Source organism: Patescibacteria group bacterium (assembly GCA_018817715.1).
Lineage (GTDB): Bacteria > Patescibacteriota > Patescibacteriia > Veblenbacterales > UBA10138 > JAHITT01.
On sequence record JAHITT010000001.1, the window covers coordinates 1 to 15,554 of the forward strand.

Below are 15,554 nucleotides of genomic sequence, written 5' to 3' on the forward strand. Positions count from 1 at the left end.
AGTATGACTAAAATCACGAGAAATAATAGTACCAACTGCGCCTGTGACTGAGGCTGTAGAATTAGCGCTACCATCGCCCCAGTTAACAGTATAAGTCATATTGGTATCGTCACTATCAGAAGCTCCTACATTCCAGGTACCAGCCTGACTACAAGTTAAAGTTAAAGGACCGGATAGATGGTCTAATTGAGGAGGCTGGTTGCTTTGCCCAATAATATAACCACTTACTATTATTAAACCAACAGCTACAAAAGCTGCGGAAAAATATTTAGAAAAAACAAAATATAAAAAATGATTTTTATTCATAAAATTTATAATCTAATTAACACGCCATTTTAACATAATCAATAATCTTTGTCAATAAATAAAACTTTAAATTACTATAAGCAACAAAGCTAAAGCAATAACCGCTAAAGCATGGCTAATAACTGAATAATGTTGAATTCTAATTTTTATAAAGATATTAAGTAATAAGGCAGCGCCCAAAAAGACCATAAAAAACAAATAAAACTGGCTAACTTTATCCTGTAAATTATGAACCGTAAAGAAACCAAAAAAATTAGCGTACTTATTAGTACCTTCATTAAAAGTATAAAATTGCTGCACCTGGCTTTGAGGCAATAACAAAGCTAAAGCTTTATTAGCCACCAAACCATTATCAGCCCAAGCCACGACCGATAATTGTTCACCGCTAATGTTAAAAGATAAATTATTAAAGGGAACTTCGGCCTGCCAAACACTACCCGGACCGTCCAAACCCATCATTACCCATTCCTCACCTAAACGTAAAGCTACAGCTGTAGCACCAGTTACAGCCAGCTTAACATTGTAAAAATCTAAAGACTGTTTAATTTTTAAACTGCTTTCATAAATAACCGGAGCAGCTGGCTTAAAAACTTCTACTTCCTGACTAGTCACTTGTAGGTTGTCGCTAGAATTACCCAAACCAACAAATCCAGAATCTACAGTAACCTCTTTAGGTAAGAGTTCAGTTACCTTAACCGTTTTAACTTCTGGTTTTTCTACAGGTTTTTTAACTTGAACTAAAGATTCTACCTTAGGAGCAACTGGTTTTATATCCAATGGTACTGTTTTAATCTCCTCTTTAACCTGGGGCAAATTCTGTTTAATTGCCACAGCCTCTTTTTTAATTTCTTTTACCTGATTAACCATTGGTTGACCAAACATTTGCACAACAATTACAGAATCCGCCTGCTCAAACTGTCCACGAGCTATGCCAATACCTATTTCTGAATAGCGAGAATTAACTATATTAGCCCGATGTGTGGGACTAGCCAACCAACCAGCCTGAACCTCCTCGGCTTCCTGAAAATGTACTGCCAAATTTTCTCCAGCTAAACGATAATCATAACCTGAATTTTCTATCCAATCCCAAGGTGTAATATTGTTTGGACTAACATGAGCAAAATATTGATTAAGCAACATATCATTGGCTTTGGCTTGCGCAGCTTTGTTTAATAAATCATTAACTTGTAATTCCCCAATACCTAAATTAATCCTAGTTTGATTAGTTAAATCTACTATATTTTGTAAAGTAATAGCACTGGAATACAAACTGGAAGAAGGTAAAGCTACCGGTAAAATAATAACCAAAACTTTTAAAATAACCAACAAAGCACTATAAAACATTAAAAACCTATGTTTTAAAACTTGCGGTAAATGATTATTACCACTATGGGGAATTAAACAATCCTTAGTCTTATGATAAGCTCGGCGACTGTGATGCTTTACCTTAGGCCAAACCAAAGGCAAACTGGATTGCTCCGGCTGATTTAAAGCTTTAAAATAAGCCAACACCTTTTTTAATATTTTGGAAAAATAACTAAGCATAATTAAAAAAATATTAACTTAATATACTACTACATTTTTTGTTCTATGTCAATCCCTAATATAAGTATATCACGCCCAAAATTAAAAACCCCAATTAAATAGGGATTTTTAAAATAAACAATTAAACTAACTTTTAAGGATAAATTTGCTGACCGTTATCGTCTTCTATAATTATGGCATCGGTCGGACAAGAACGAGCTGCTTCCATTATGGCCTGAATATCGGCTGGTAATTGTTTAAGATCTGTCCAATCACTAGTTTTAGAACCAGCTAAATTTTTTATAAGAGCCTTACCTTCGTCATCCAATTCAAAAACTTCCGGTAATAAAGCTACACAAGAAGCGGCACTAATACATAAATCTCTATCCACTTTTAATCTCATATTAATTATTTAACAAAATCATTATTAAAAACTTTCATCTCAAAACAATAATCACCTGCTGGATGAGACCAATTCATCCGCCCAGGACCCATAAAAATTTCCCCGGGCTGTTTGTCTGATTGGTTTTCAAAATTAGCGCAAAGCGAATAGGTTTGCTCGGATTGCTTGTCATAACGGTAAGACTGCTTAGTTAAAGGATCAATTGGTTGCCAATCATAATAACCAGCCGCAGTAATAGCCGCTAAACTGCCAGGTAAGGCTTGAGGTTGAGAAGTCTCATAATAATTTTGAATAGCATAAGATAACTGCTGAAGATCATTTAATCTTTTTTGGTCACGAACAATTTTTTGTTGTTCCAAAGGGTTACCAGCTAACAAAAAACCTACTACCAATAAAACCATGGAAAAACCAATCAAAAAATAAGCTTGCCATTTTTTGGGAATTATTTGCGACCCGCGTAATTCAGACCAATAATAACAATTAATCCAACCACCCAAAAATAATATAATAACAACCTTTAAAATAAATCTAATAGTCAGTTGCCCACCAACAAAATTAAAAACCAAACCAATAATATCACCAATCACTACGGCGCTGGCAATAAATAAAGCCAAATAAATAATCACCCGCCGCACGGCTGAATTAAGACTACTAAGACCAGCTTTAGTATCTTTATTAATCTTCCAATTAGCCCACAAAAAAACTGGACTAGACACAATAAAACACGCTAACGACCATTGCAAGGCCCCCGAGGTTACTGCCTGGTTATAATTAACAACAATATCCGACCAATAATGATTTACTACCTGAAATAAAATACCACCGGCACTAATAGCGCTTAAAGTTAAAGTAAAAAATAATAACAAATAAAAAAATAAATCCCGTCCCGTACCAGCTTGCTGAATATTGGTATTTTCCATAAAAAATTTTAATGTTTCCACAGCTACTAAAAATAGTTGCGGCTAAACAATTATAATTAAAAAGCGATTAAGACTGCTCCTAAAGCCATAAGTATTGTACCACCAATCATTTTAAACGTTAATTTTTCTCCTAAAATTAAAACAGCTAATAAAACTGTAAAAACCAAAGACAACTTATCGATTGGTCCAACCTTAAAAGCCACCCACAACCAAGACATAATTATTCTTCAAAATGAATTACTTGATTAGGTTTTATGATCTGCGGTTTATCCGCTGACAGACTGACTACTTTAGGTAAAGGGTCAATCAGCTTATCTGGTGATAATTTTATTTCTTTGTTTTTTTTAACGCCTGTTATTTTTTTACTGCTAGTAGCTGTTGAGTTGGAATTAAAATCATCAACATCAGTCGGTTTTTTAATCTTATTATAATCTTCTTCCTCAACCGTCGGTAAACTATCAGGAACCCCGTTAAGTGGTTGCCCTTGCACCACCACCAAAGGCGGTTTGGGTTTGGTTATTAATCCCTGTCTAACTTTTTTCATATCTTCTTTACAATAAATCGGCCTAATACCATCCGGCTTAAAAGGAAGTTGCAGTTTTCTGTGGCAAACCCAACATTCGGCTTCATATAAATCCTGAACCGTCTTAGTTAAATTAAGACGAGGCATATCGACTTCAGCCGATTGGCTGGGCGCCGCTGATTTATGCTTAAACCTTAACTCTTCTTCATCTAAACTACCAGATTCAGCTGTAGCTGTTTCCTTAAAAACATCTTCCACACCGGCCCACCGCAAGATTTTTTCTTCAACCTGTTGCCGAGTTTTGCTGTAACGTTCACGAGAAACCTTAATTATTTTTTCCCGGTTCTTATTTTTAGTAGCCACTGGCGGTAAAGTAACAGCACTAAAAGACTCACTAGTAATTCCATCAATCATCAATTTTAAATAAATATGGTACTTGGGTAAGCCTACTAAATCTTCTTCAGTAAAAGTTGGCCCGAATTCTTTTTCTAAAAATTCCGCATCTTCTGCACCGACCCGAAAAGTTATCATAGTACCCACGTTACCAAAAACAGCCGCCTTAACGACATCGCCCAACTGCTCAATATATTGATGGGCTATAGTTATATTTAAACGGTATTTACGAGCTTCTGACAAAATATTAGCAAAACTCTCCGTAGCAAAATTTTGAAATTCATCAACATAAAGAAAAAAATCTTCCCTAGCTTCTTCCAAGGTATCAATACGGCTCATAGCCGATAATTGAATTTTAGTAATCATCATCGCACCTAACAAACCAGAATTATCCTCACCTACTCGCCCTTTAGACAGATTAAGTATCAAGATTTTTTTATTATCCATTATTTCCCGCAAATCTATGGTTGATTTGGGTTGGCCGACTATATTACGAATAATTGAAGAGGATAAAAACTGACCAATTTTATTTTGAATCGGCGAAATAGCCTCAGTTCTAAATTTTTCATTATAGTTATCATACTCATCTATCCAAAAGGACCTAACTACTGGGTCGCTTACCTTTTCCAAAACTTTTTTTCTGTAATATTTATCTACCAAAATACGAGTAATACCTAACAAAGTAGAATTAGGATATTCCAATAAAGCTAAAATGGCATTACGTAAAATATATTCCAAACGAGGCCCCCAAGAATCGGCCCAAATTTTCTTAAAAACCCCCACCAAACCCGAAGCCACCAAATGACGATATTTGGGATCTACCGATTCTAAGGGATTAAAAGCCACTGGGTAATCCACATCGGACGGATTAAAATAAACGACATCGTTAACCCGATGCGAAGGTATAACATCCAAAATCGCTTCGGCTAAATCGCCATGCGGATCGACTATGGCCAAACCATGACCCGCCCGAATATCGTTAAATATCATATTTTCTTCCAAAACAGATTTACCCATGCCTGTTTTACCAATAATATAAACATGCCGACGACGATCATCAGTTTTAATACCAAATTTTCGCTGCATGTTGCGAAAATTCGTCTGAGCAAAAACATTTATATTTTGTAGCTGATCTGTAGACATAAATTATTCAACAAAGGGCAGATTAAATGGCGCTCCACCCTTAACACTTTGACCGTTAATTAAAGTCTCACCCACTTGCTCCACCAAAGGACGCAAAAAGCCAGGTTGATAAACTGGTAAAGCAAAAGGTGGCTCAGCCTTTTTAAGCTCACTTTTCTTAACCAAAGGTGCTTTAACTTCCACCACCGGAAAATGATACAAACTGGCCAATTCTTCAATATTCAAAATAAAACCATGCCCTTCGCCAGTATGTACATCCCGCTGCTGATAAGATCTTAAAATCTTACGTTGTTTTTTATTAATACGTGATTGTTTAAGAAAATAATCCGCCTTGGTAGTTAATTTTGACGAAGGTTTAAAGCCATTGCGGTCTAAAGTCATAAATTGATTTATCGCCCCCATTACACCCTTAACACCCCGGCCTTTAGTAAAGGTCTCTCGCCGCCCCCAATAAATTAAACGAAATTTAGTATACATACCAACTTTGGCCATTTTTTTCTCTATAGCCTCCACAACTTTCTTCTGGCCAGGCGTTAAATCTTTTAAAGCATTTTCCTTGTTTTCTTCCTCGCCTATTTCACCCCATAAAGGAAAAATAATTTCACCCAAATCATCTAAAATTTTAATAGGTAATTTAAAAAAAATATAATCAAAAAAACCATTAGAAACTTTATGACCTTTAATTATGGACTGAACCTCGTGAGCGGCACGAGCTTTCCAACTATCACTCGTTGGAATTAATACCAATTGCAGCCAAACATCTTCGTCTGGCTTTATTCGACCCAATATTTCTAAAAGCGAAGCCATAGTATCCTTATATAGCTTACTTAATTCATGCTCAAATTCCGGATAAGTTTTTATGGGATAAGCCCAAGGTTTTTGCAAAACAAATTCCGTACCCCATAAATCATACTCCGCCGTATCAAAATCCGGCGAGATTCGACCAACATAATCTTCCACTTCAGTAATTTCCGCTTCCGGATATTGGGCATAAACAGCTGCCTCAATTAAATCCCGATATTCATCTTCTGTTCTGATTAAAAATTGAACATAACCGCCTAAAGAAACTATTTCAAAACTAAATTCGGGCGTGGACATACCCTTAAACCATTTTTCATGCCATTTGGGTTTGTTATAAGTAGCAGCCACCGAGGCAAATATTTGTTCCACAGCTTGGGGTGTTTGCTCGGTCATTTTTGGCACATCAATAGCCAATAAATGATAAGTTAAACTATGCTTATACTCATGCTGTTTATTTTGTAACCAAATCTGGGTAAAACCCCGCCAAATTGGCCACAAAAACAAAATTAAACCACCATGGCTAATAAACCACCAAGCAAAGCTAAGAGGATTGGCAAAATATAGTGAAGTAAAATCCAACACTAACTCCATGTTAATCTTGGTTGATAGTTGATAGATTAGTAGCTAAATCGTAAAGACCATCGGGTAATCTTTTAAATTTTTCCCGATTAGTCAAAGCCAACTGAATTGTCCCTTTTTTAACAAAACGTTTTTTAAGAACTTCTTCTATTAAAGAATCTAATAATAAAGGTCCTTTTTCTTGCAACACTCTGGTTAAAACATCGGCCACTACACCTGGTTTAAAACCCCACTCTCTTAAAGCATAAATACCCCGGCCGACTAAAACGTATTTTTTATCCAAAATGAGTTCATTGTGAACTGTTGGGGCATAAGCCATTTTATTATCAAACTTCTGTTCATTTATCAAACGAACTATTTCTCTAAAATGCAAAGGTTTGTTAGCTCTTTGTAAGACTAAATAAATTTTATCATTCATCCTTTTAGGTGTAATAGTTTCCCAGTGCGACAAACCCCAATCACCAAAAGGATTCTGTTTAATCCGACGACTCATAGATAATAAAGCCAAAGCTAAATCGGCGCTATTAATTGGCTTATTCAAAGGATCAATCAAATTAGCCGCCAATAAAGCCGAACCTAATTCTAGGCCACTAATCGGCTTACCCTGAGAACTAACTATTTCCTCAGCTTTATCGATTAAAGTTAACAAATTTTCCTGATTAGCTGTCCGTAAACGCCAACCAGTAACAAACTCGGAATTATCACCGCCTAAAAGTACCACCAAATCAGTTAAAACCTCATTCAATAAAAATTCAATAGCTAAACGGGTCATCCCCTTACCGTATTCAGCCATTAAAGACTGAAAACGACTTAAGGGAATAATACCGCCTTCTTTTTCTAAAATTTCAACAATTATTTCCTTAAGCAACTTAACTGCCTGACTTATCTGCTTACCGTCACGCAATTTTTGAATAGCCTGCCTTTCTATTTGCCTAATTCTTTCCCGAGTTACTTGAAAACTCTGTCCAATTTTTTCCAAAGTTTCTGGTAAACCGTTGGCTAAACCAAAACGCCTTATTAAAACCTGTTTTTCTCTATCCGACAGCATATTTAACAGTTCAGTCAAAGTATCTTTAGGATCAAATTCCAACAAATGACTGACTGACTGTTCTGATATTATTTTGTCTAATATAGAAGATTCTTGTTCATCATTCATACTGTTGCCAAATAATTCTAATACATTGTCTAATATATCATAAAAAATGTTCTATGTCAACCAATAACTATATTAAACATAATTTTAATAAAAAAAACAAGCGGCCCCATAAGAACCACTTGTTAAAACATAAATTACTTAGCAACTTACTTTCGTGACCGGCTTGACCAATTTTGCCAAGTAACCAATAAAGGTGAAGCCAAAAAAATAGAAGAATAAGTACCAATACCTATACCGATTGCCAAGGCTAAAGCAAAATACTTTATAGTAGACCCACCAAAAAAGAACAAAGTCAACAAAACCAATAAAGTAGTTAATGAGGTATTGATAGAACGAATCAAAGTATCATTAACACTCTTATTAACTGTTTCTTCAAAATTAACTGATGAATGACGATAAAGATTTTCTCGAGTACGGTCAAAAACCACTATAGTATCGTGCACCGAAAAACCCAAAACAGTCAAAAGTGCCGAAACAAACATACTATCTATTTCTACACCTTTAAAATGACCTAAAACGGCAAAAATACCTAAGGTAAACAACACATCATGGCTTAAAGCCACAATAGCAGCTAGACCATATTTCCAAGATGATACCGGGCGAGACACTTTACGAAAAGCCCAAGCAATATACATTACTATGAAAATTAAAGACAAAATAATGGCCCATAAAGCACCTGATTTTAATTCCGAGCCGATAACTGGGCCGACCGATTCAAATCTATCTTCTTTAACTTCTCCGCCACTAAGCTGGGTTAATTGGGTGGTTATTTTGTTCTTTGTTTCTTGGTCAACTTCTTTAAAACGTAAAATAGCCTTATTGTCACCGCTCGGCTGAATACTAAAACCACCTAAATCAAATTCTGACAACGAATCTTGCATAGCCACTAAACTGGGGCGACTAGCCGTAAACTCTACTTCCAAAAGCGAACCGCCGGTAAAATCAATACCAAATTTTAAACCCCAAATTGCTAAAAAACCAATAGAAATAGCCACCAATAAAGAAGACAAGGTGTACCAAATAGCTCTTTTTTGAATTATTTTAATCATATTAAATAACTAATTAACTTGCTCTTTTTTAAGGGCCTTAACACCAAACGGCCAACGCCAGGCCGTTAAATGCCCGGTGGCCAACAAGCGCAAAAAAGTCCTGGTCACCGTAATAGCGGAAAACATACTTACCAAAATACCTAAAGCCAAAGTTATAGCAAAACCTTTTACCAAACTAGAACCAAACCACATTAAAATAACCGCTGTGATAAGACTGGAAATATTAGAATCTCGAATAGATGTCCAAGCTCGAGCAAAACCTTCCTCAATAGCTTGATTTAAAGTTTTACCGTCTTTCAGCTCTTCTTTCAATCTTTCAAAAATAAGCACGTTAGCATCTACAGCCATACCGATTGATAAAACAAAACCAGCTATACCAGCTAAGGTCAAAGTTACTGGCCATAATTTAAAAATAGCAAAAGTCAAAGCCGTATAAATACCCAAAGCCAATACCGAAATTAACCCCGGCAAGCGGTAATAAAACAACATAAACAAAGCTACCAACAATAAACCATACATACCAGCTAATAAACTTTTTTCTACAGCCACTTTACCCAAACTGGCATCCACTGTAGTTTGGTTTACTAAAGAAATCGGTACTGGTAAAGCACCTGAATTCAAACGTTGAGCCAACTGCTTGGCCTCTGGCAGGGTAAAACTACCGCTAATAACCGCTTGTCCACCAGTAATCGCCTGCTGAACAGTTGGTACACTTATTGGCGTGCCATCCAAAAAAATCGCTACCGGCTTACCAACATTTCGACCAGTTATTTCCGAGAATAATTTTTTACCCTCCTCATTAAAAGTAAGATTTACTTGGGGAACGCCTGTTTGTTGATCAAATTCAACTTGAGATTTGCTTAATTGTTTGCCCGACAAACCTGTAGATACCCACTGATCAGCTGTTAAAGCAGCTGATTCTGTTTTAAATAAAATATGGCTAGCACTAATTTCCTCTACTTTATCAGCATTTTCTCTGACACCGGTTTTTTTAATAATATGATAACCAAATTGAGTTTTTACTAATTCTTTAGTTACTTCATTAACTGACAAGGACCAAACAGCCTGTTCAAAGTCTGGCACCATAACTCCCTTACCAAAATAACCCAAATCTCCGCCCTGATCCTTACTACCGGGATCCTCGGAAAATTCCGTAGCTAATTGAAAAAAATCTTCACCCGACTTAACTCGTGCCAAGACTTGTTCAGCTTTAATTTTTACCTGTTCATTATTAGCGTCAGTAGCGCTAATATCGGCTACCGGAGCCGCACCCTGCTCTTTAAATTCTAAAGTTGGAGTTTCACCTATTAATTTAATAGCCTCCTCGACATCCTTAACACCAGGCAACTCCACTATGACTCGCCAATTATCACCTACCTTATTAGTTTGCACTATTGGTTCGGCTACTCCAAAATAATTGACCCGCCGTTCAATCACATCACGGACACCTTCCAAAGCATCAGCCCTTTCTGCAGAAGCAATACTAACAACGTCAGCCTGATAAACCAAATGACTACCACCTCTTAAATCCAAACCTAATTGAACATTATATCTATTCCAAAAAGAACTCCCAGGCACCCAAGATGGCACTTTGGGATAATCCACCAAACCGGCTAACAGACTCAGTAACAATATACCGGAAAAAGCATACCAAATTTTTTTACGAGAAGTTATGTTATTAAACAATAACTTATAAAGTCCGATAAAAGGCCACCAAATAAACCCCAGACTATCGTTTAATGATTGCCAAAACTTTGAAGTTTTCATGATTTAATATTATTTAAACGAAAATAAAACCCTGTTAATAACAGGAAAACATAAACACTATAGCAGTCGTCTGGCAGTCTGGCAAGGGTAGTTTAATTGATTTTAATTAAAAGTTAAGTTACTATAATTGGCTAACTTCCTAGACTTATTCTAAAATAATCATATGGAAAAAATAAACAACTTTAATTCAATTAATGCCTCAGAGCAAACCGATCGCCAAAAACAACTAAAAGATATTGGCCAACAAGACTTAAGAAAAATTGGCATTGAACCTGATAATTACCAAAAATATACCAATTTAATGCGTCTAGCCGATGCGCCGATTGGTCAAGCTTTGGGAGTTCTAAAATACTTAGACGGAGTAATTATTACGCCAGACGAAGCTGTAGAGGCCTGGTCCATGATTCAAGATATTTTTGAAAAAATCAATACAAACGATTATAACCAAGAAACTGGTCAAACTATATTGATAGAAATGAAAAAACTAACAGCCTCTTGCTTAAATTACTTAAAAGACTTGACCGAAAATTATAAAGATAAAGAAATTACCGAACCTATCCGTTTATCGGCTAATATGCTAATCATCACAAAAAGATTGAATGAATTAAAAGAACAGTTCGGCCAATTACCAGCCTACCTAACTTATCGCAAGGTTGGTATTTATGATATTAAAATCGCTGATTTACCAGATGATACTTGGTTCAGAGAAAACCCCAACTAAACCTTTTAAGCACTAACAAAACCGCCCGCTTGCAACCGCCAAAGGGTTTGATAAAGACCACTTTCTTTTTGTAATAATTCAGCGTGACTACCTATTTCTTCAACCATACCATTTTTAACCACCACTATCCTATCCATTTTCATAATAGTAGACAGACGATGAGCTATGACAATAGTGGTTTTACCATGCATTAATTTTTCCAGAGCATCTTGGATTAAAATCTCAACTTGGGAATCCAAACTACTAGTCGCCTCATCCAATAATAAAATTGGGGCATTTTTTAAGATGGCTCGAGCAATGGCCACTCTTTGCCTTTCACCACCGGATAACTTAACTCCCCTCTCACCCACAAAAGTATTATAACCTTCAGGCAAACGACTAATAAATTCATCACAATGCGCCTGCCGAGCCACTTCTATTACTTCTTCGTTAGTACTAAAACGCCGACCATAACGAATATTGTCCAATAAAGTTCGGTGGAATAAAATTGTATCTTGTGGCACCAAGGAAATATTGCGACGCAAAGATTCTTGACTAACTTTAGCTATATCCTGACCATCAATATAAATAGCCCCCTGCTGACTATCATAAAAACGAAACAACAAAGCCACTAAAGTAGATTTACCAGCACCCGACGGTCCAACTATACCAACTTTTTCTCCTGGTTTAACTGTTAAAGAAAAATTCTTTATTACATCCAGTGAGTTTTGGTAATTAAAACTAACATCTTTAAATTCCACTAAACCTTTACTAACTTTCAATTCAGACGATCTAGGTTCATCTTTAATTTCCTGAGGTGTATTTAATATTTCCACCATTTCCTCGGCATCAGCAAAACTTCTGTACATACGACGAATTATCCGGCCAAAACCCCACAATTGGAAAAATACCTGCATTATATAGGCCTGTACCAGCACAAAATCACCGACCGTTACCAAACCTTTAATCCACAAAGTCAAACAATAATAAAAAATAGCAAACTCCAATAAAATCATAAAAACCGCCTGAATCGCTTCTATAACGGCATCAAAATCCCAACTTTTTTTAGATAATACAAATTGATTACTAGTGGTATCGGCAAAACCTTTTTTTTCATCAGATAAAGCGGCGAATATTTTTAAGTTTGATTGATTGGTTATAGTGTCTGCCAAATAAGAAGTCACTTTGGTATCGGCGGCCGCAGCAGCTTCATCTAATTTTAATTTATATAAAGACAAATAATAATTAATAGTAAGATAAAGCGCCAACCAAGCTAACATCAACCAACCAATTAACTGGTAACGGCTAAATACCACTACCAAAACAGTTATTAAACTGACGCCGATCCTTATCATATTCCAATACCAAGCGTCAGTAACTTCTTCAAAGGCCCTAATTAACCGACCAACCTTACGTACCAAACCACCGACAAAACGATTAACAAAAAATCCAAAAGAATGGCCGTGTAAATACTCAAAAGAAGTATTTTGTAATTCAGCCATTACCCTAGGCTGAAAAAAATTATTAGTAAAAGTGGCTAAACGGTAAAACAACCAACTAACAGCATTTAAACCTAAAATCAACAACAAAATATTAACTAAATCTTGCTTAATTAAGTTATTTTGAGCAGTAGAAACAGTTAACAAATCAATAAATTTTTTATAATAAATCGGTACTATGACATCTACTACCGAACCTATCACAATGGAAAAAACAATCACATAAAAATACCAGCGATATTTTTTTATATGCTGCCAAAAAAGCTGATAAGTTTGTTTAGTAACTAATTTCATAAAGACAAATAAATGAGCTAATTAGCCCATTTAATATAAAGACGTTCTACAACAACAAACGTTACAAAACGCCTACAAATGGTAAATAACGTCTTTTCTTTCCACCACAACAGCCCAACTCTTCTTACGGGCAATACTGTATAAATCGTGGTTAGGGTTAAAACAAATCGGTTTTTTTACCAAAGACAAAAAACCAGCGTCGTTTTCCGTATCACCCACACCCACCGAACCAAATAAGGACAGTTTCTTTTGTTTAACATAATTAGTTAAAACCGCTCGTTTATCTGTAATAGGTAAAAAATTTACTTTACCCGTATAACGTTCGTCTTTAATTTCAAATTCCATGCCATAAACTTTATCAAAACGCCAAATACGATTAAATTCTTTTACTATCTCAATGGGTGAACCGGAAATAGCCACTAAATGATGAGTGGGTCGCAATTTTTTGATTAAATCACGGGTAAAGGTATAAACTCGATTCTTTTGTTTGCCAATCACTATTCTGGCCACATGTCTAACATCTTCCACGGACACTCCGGGAATCCTTTTTTCATAAGAGTTAACCACCCCCATTATATAATCTTCGTAACTGCCCCGCCTATCTACCCAAGAAAAAAAATCTTTTTCCAATTCTTTCTTAACAATCGGTGGAAAAACACCATATTTAACCAATTCCATTATTAACTCCCTTTGTAAAGAAGATCGAAAAATAGTGCCATCAATATCAAAAACCGCCACTTGAGATTTTTTATTTTTAATTCTTTTTTTCATAAATAATTTGGTGAAGCAGTATTATAAAACTAATTCTTTAAATCGTCCATAAATCTAACTAAAACCAGCCACTACTGGAATCTGTTTGGGCGACCAAATAACGACCGGCTGCTGACCTAGTCATAATAAAATGCCGCCCTTTGTCATCTTTAAATTTAACCCGATGCTCATATTTAGCTTTCTTAAAAAGACTTTCCGCTTCAGCATCAATTCTGTCTAAATAAAAAACCCCATCTTCGTCACCCTCTACTTGTCGGCCCAAAATTTCTCTCATAAATTAATGGCCCTGACCAGTCTTTTTATTAAAAGCCCGCCTTCTTTCTATGTAAACAACCAAAATTGCCAACAACAAAGCGGCTAACCCCAAACTGGTATACCAAGCTGCCACTTTATGATATTGAAATAAATAAACTATAACTTCCAATATGAATTCTACCCCAAAAAATATAGCCACACCGTTAGAAACACGATACAAAGCCGTTTGCCAAGTTCCTAAACGCCTTTTTCTAAAATAAAAAACCAAACCTAAAAAAATTAAAAATAACGGCAAACTTAAATAACTATGCAATAAAACTGTTTTAAAAGCATAAGTTTCCCACAAACAACTTTCACCCGCTGATAATAAATAATTAGCCTGATTACAAACCTGATAATGGGGATTATACAATCTGTTTAAATCATACAAACCCCGCTGACCCAAACCTATTAAAGCCACTGCCAATAACACCGAAAGAAAAACCGAACTTAGAGCCATTTGTTCCTTACGTGGTTTATTGGATTTGTGACTGGCTCCAGATACTGGCTGTAGTGGCGACATAAATTTGCTAATAAATAATACAATTACATGATACTACAAAAACTAAAAACCTAAAAATCCTAATTTCTAACTTCCAAACCCTAAATAATACCCCAATCTCAATAATTTTAAATTTTAGGATTTAGGTTTTAGAGTTTTGCATTATCTGCTTCTATTTCCTCACAATCCTTAATACTATATTCCCCCACTCTGGTTCTAACTAAACTAAGCAAAATAGCTCCACTAGCCAACCTACGTCCTAATTCTTTGGCTAAACTTCTTATGTAGGTACCACTAGAACAATCAATTTCCAAATTAACAGACAAAAATTGATTAGAATTTTCTAAAAGCAACTTATGCCACTGCTGTAAAATTGTCTCCTGCCTTAAATCGGTCTGCAATCGAGAAAATTTATCAATTAATAAATTTATCAACTGATCGGCTGTATAATTTTTGGTTGATAAAAAATCTAACCTGTTTAACAAAACAGTTTTTTGGGGAATGACTATTTCGGCTAAACGATTTTGCAAGGCCCACCAAAATAATCTTTTGCCTTTAATTTTATAAGATGAAAAAGGTGGCAAGCTGAACTTAAAATCGCCCACCAAGGATGCTACTTCTTTTTTAACACCCTCTAATATTGGTTGCTTAATAACTTCTTTGGGCAAACCTAAAGCATCGTAACTATCGGTTGTAAAACCAAATAAAATTTCTGCCTGGTAAGTTTTGCCTAATTTTTGATATTTAGACTGATCTTGTAAAGCCTCATCAATGGCAATTAACATAACTCCTTCAGCCATAGGATCTAAGCGACCAGTATAAGTCATTTTTAAACCGTCCCAGTCTTTATGCTGTAAACGCCATTTATTTAAAGCCTGCAAGGGAGTATAACCAATCGGTTTATAAATAGGTGCTAAAAGATAAGACATA

General features: G+C 35.6%; 16 protein-coding genes. 1 reads left to right on the forward strand and 15 read right to left on the reverse strand.

Annotation, left to right across the window (positions count from 1 at the left end; all coding sequences use genetic code 11):
• From KKC17_00005 to secD, 10 genes are all read right to left on the reverse strand, one after another.
• Positions 1–306: hypothetical protein (locus tag KKC17_00005; protein MBU1038610.1), on the reverse strand; the 306-nt coding region annotated here is incomplete at its 3' end.
• 66 nt (positions 307–372) lie between these two features.
• A complete protein-coding gene (locus KKC17_00010) occupies positions 373–1,851 on the reverse strand; it encodes a hypothetical protein (protein ID MBU1038611.1) in 1,479 nt (492 codons plus the stop codon).
• Positions 1,852–1,984: 133 nt separating this feature from the next.
• Complete coding sequence (locus KKC17_00015; GenBank protein ID MBU1038612.1) at positions 1,985–2,233, reverse strand: ferredoxin; 249 nt, start codon at positions 2,231–2,233, stop codon at positions 1,985–1,987.
• A gap of 5 nt (positions 2,234–2,238) precedes the next feature.
• On the reverse strand, positions 2,239–3,153 hold the full coding sequence (locus KKC17_00020) for a hypothetical protein (protein MBU1038613.1): 915 nt from the start codon (positions 3,151–3,153) through the stop codon (positions 2,239–2,241).
• A 56-nt stretch (positions 3,154–3,209) separates the two neighbouring features.
• Positions 3,210–3,371, reverse strand: a complete 162-nt coding sequence (locus tag KKC17_00025) for an EamA family transporter (GenBank protein MBU1038614.1) — start codon at positions 3,369–3,371, stop codon at positions 3,210–3,212.
• Between the two features lie 2 nt (positions 3,372–3,373).
• Positions 3,374–5,212, reverse strand: a complete 1,839-nt coding sequence (locus KKC17_00030) for a DUF87 domain-containing protein (GenBank protein ID MBU1038615.1) — start codon at positions 5,210–5,212, stop codon at positions 3,374–3,376.
• Positions 5,213–5,215: 3 nt separating this feature from the next.
• Positions 5,216–6,604: a hypothetical protein gene (locus tag KKC17_00035; protein MBU1038616.1), complete on the reverse strand. Its 1,389-nt coding sequence runs from the start codon at positions 6,602–6,604 to the stop codon at positions 5,216–5,218.
• Between the two features lies 1 nt (position 6,605).
• The gene (locus KKC17_00040; protein MBU1038617.1) at positions 6,606–7,748 is read right to left on the reverse strand and encodes a hypothetical protein; all 1,143 of its coding nucleotides are present in this window, start codon (positions 7,746–7,748) and stop codon (positions 6,606–6,608) included.
• A gap of 146 nt (positions 7,749–7,894) precedes the next feature.
• A complete protein-coding gene (gene secF, locus KKC17_00045) occupies positions 7,895–8,797 on the reverse strand; it encodes a protein translocase subunit SecF (GenBank protein MBU1038618.1) in 903 nt (300 codons plus the stop codon).
• 9 nt (positions 8,798–8,806) lie between these two features.
• Complete coding sequence (secD, locus tag KKC17_00050) at positions 8,807–10,564, reverse strand: protein translocase subunit SecD (GenBank protein MBU1038619.1); 1,758 nt, start codon at positions 10,562–10,564, stop codon at positions 8,807–8,809.
• Between the two features lie 163 nt (positions 10,565–10,727).
• On the opposite strand from secD, the gene KKC17_00055 reads away from it, so the two are divergent.
• Entirely contained in the window at positions 10,728–11,285 is a 558-nt protein-coding gene (locus KKC17_00055) for a hypothetical protein (GenBank protein ID MBU1038620.1), read from the forward strand.
• Between the two features lie 5 nt (positions 11,286–11,290).
• Here KKC17_00055 and KKC17_00060 read toward each other — a convergent pair whose 3' ends face one another.
• The 5 genes from KKC17_00060 to KKC17_00080 all read right to left on the reverse strand — a co-directional run bounded on the left by KKC17_00060 (position 11,291) and on the right by KKC17_00080 (position 15,553).
• On the reverse strand, positions 11,291–13,057 hold the full coding sequence (locus KKC17_00060; protein MBU1038621.1) for an ABC transporter ATP-binding protein/permease: 1,767 nt from the start codon (positions 13,055–13,057) through the stop codon (positions 11,291–11,293).
• Between the two features lie 72 nt (positions 13,058–13,129).
• Complete coding sequence (locus tag KKC17_00065) at positions 13,130–13,828, reverse strand: HAD-IB family phosphatase (GenBank protein ID MBU1038622.1); 699 nt, start codon at positions 13,826–13,828, stop codon at positions 13,130–13,132.
• A 58-nt stretch (positions 13,829–13,886) separates the two neighbouring features.
• A complete protein-coding gene (locus tag KKC17_00070) occupies positions 13,887–14,102 on the reverse strand; it encodes a hypothetical protein (GenBank protein MBU1038623.1) in 216 nt (71 codons plus the stop codon).
• A gap of 3 nt (positions 14,103–14,105) precedes the next feature.
• Positions 14,106–14,645 (reverse strand): hypothetical protein, encoded by a 540-nt coding sequence (locus KKC17_00075; GenBank protein ID MBU1038624.1) that lies wholly within the window; start codon positions 14,643–14,645, stop codon positions 14,106–14,108.
• Positions 14,646–14,773: 128 nt separating this feature from the next.
• A complete protein-coding gene (locus KKC17_00080) occupies positions 14,774–15,553 on the reverse strand; it encodes a hypothetical protein (GenBank protein MBU1038625.1) in 780 nt (259 codons plus the stop codon).
• Position 15,554: the final 1 nt, after the last annotated feature.

Excerpts from the sequence above, each read along its gene's own strand:
- KKC17_00010 (MBU1038611.1), bottom strand. The coding sequence starts at position 1,851 with ATGCTTAGTTATTTTTCCAAAATATTAAAAAAGGTGTTGGCTTATTTT.
- KKC17_00015 (MBU1038612.1), bottom strand. The coding sequence starts at position 2,233 with ATGAGATTAAAAGTGGATAGAGATTTATGTATTAGTGCCGCTTCTTGT.
- KKC17_00020 (MBU1038613.1), bottom strand. The coding sequence starts at position 3,153 with ATGGAAAATACCAATATTCAGCAAGCTGGTACGGGACGGGATTTATTT.
- KKC17_00025 (MBU1038614.1), bottom strand. The coding sequence starts at position 3,371 with ATGTCTTGGTTGTGGGTGGCTTTTAAGGTTGGACCAATCGATAAGTTG.
- KKC17_00030 (MBU1038615.1), bottom strand. The coding sequence starts at position 5,212 with ATGTCTACAGATCAGCTACAAAATATAAATGTTTTTGCTCAGACGAAT.
- KKC17_00035 (MBU1038616.1), bottom strand. The coding sequence starts at position 6,604 with ATGGAGTTAGTGTTGGATTTTACTTCACTATATTTTGCCAATCCTCTT.
- KKC17_00040 (MBU1038617.1), bottom strand. The coding sequence starts at position 7,748 with ATGAATGATGAACAAGAATCTTCTATATTAGACAAAATAATATCAGAA.
- secF (MBU1038618.1), bottom strand. The coding sequence starts at position 8,797 with ATGATTAAAATAATTCAAAAAAGAGCTATTTGGTACACCTTGTCTTCT.
- secD (MBU1038619.1), bottom strand. The coding sequence starts at position 10,564 with ATGAAAACTTCAAAGTTTTGGCAATCATTAAACGATAGTCTGGGGTTT.
- KKC17_00055 (MBU1038620.1), top strand. The coding sequence starts at position 10,728 with ATGGAAAAAATAAACAACTTTAATTCAATTAATGCCTCAGAGCAAACC.
- KKC17_00060 (MBU1038621.1), bottom strand. The coding sequence starts at position 13,057 with ATGAAATTAGTTACTAAACAAACTTATCAGCTTTTTTGGCAGCATATA.
- KKC17_00065 (MBU1038622.1), bottom strand. The coding sequence starts at position 13,828 with ATGAAAAAAAGAATTAAAAATAAAAAATCTCAAGTGGCGGTTTTTGAT.
- KKC17_00070 (MBU1038623.1), bottom strand. The coding sequence starts at position 14,102 with ATGAGAGAAATTTTGGGCCGACAAGTAGAGGGTGACGAAGATGGGGTT.
- KKC17_00075 (MBU1038624.1), bottom strand. The coding sequence starts at position 14,645 with ATGTCGCCACTACAGCCAGTATCTGGAGCCAGTCACAAATCCAATAAA.
- KKC17_00080 (MBU1038625.1), bottom strand. The coding sequence starts at position 15,553 with ATGTCTTATCTTTTAGCACCTATTTATAAACCGATTGGTTATACTCCC.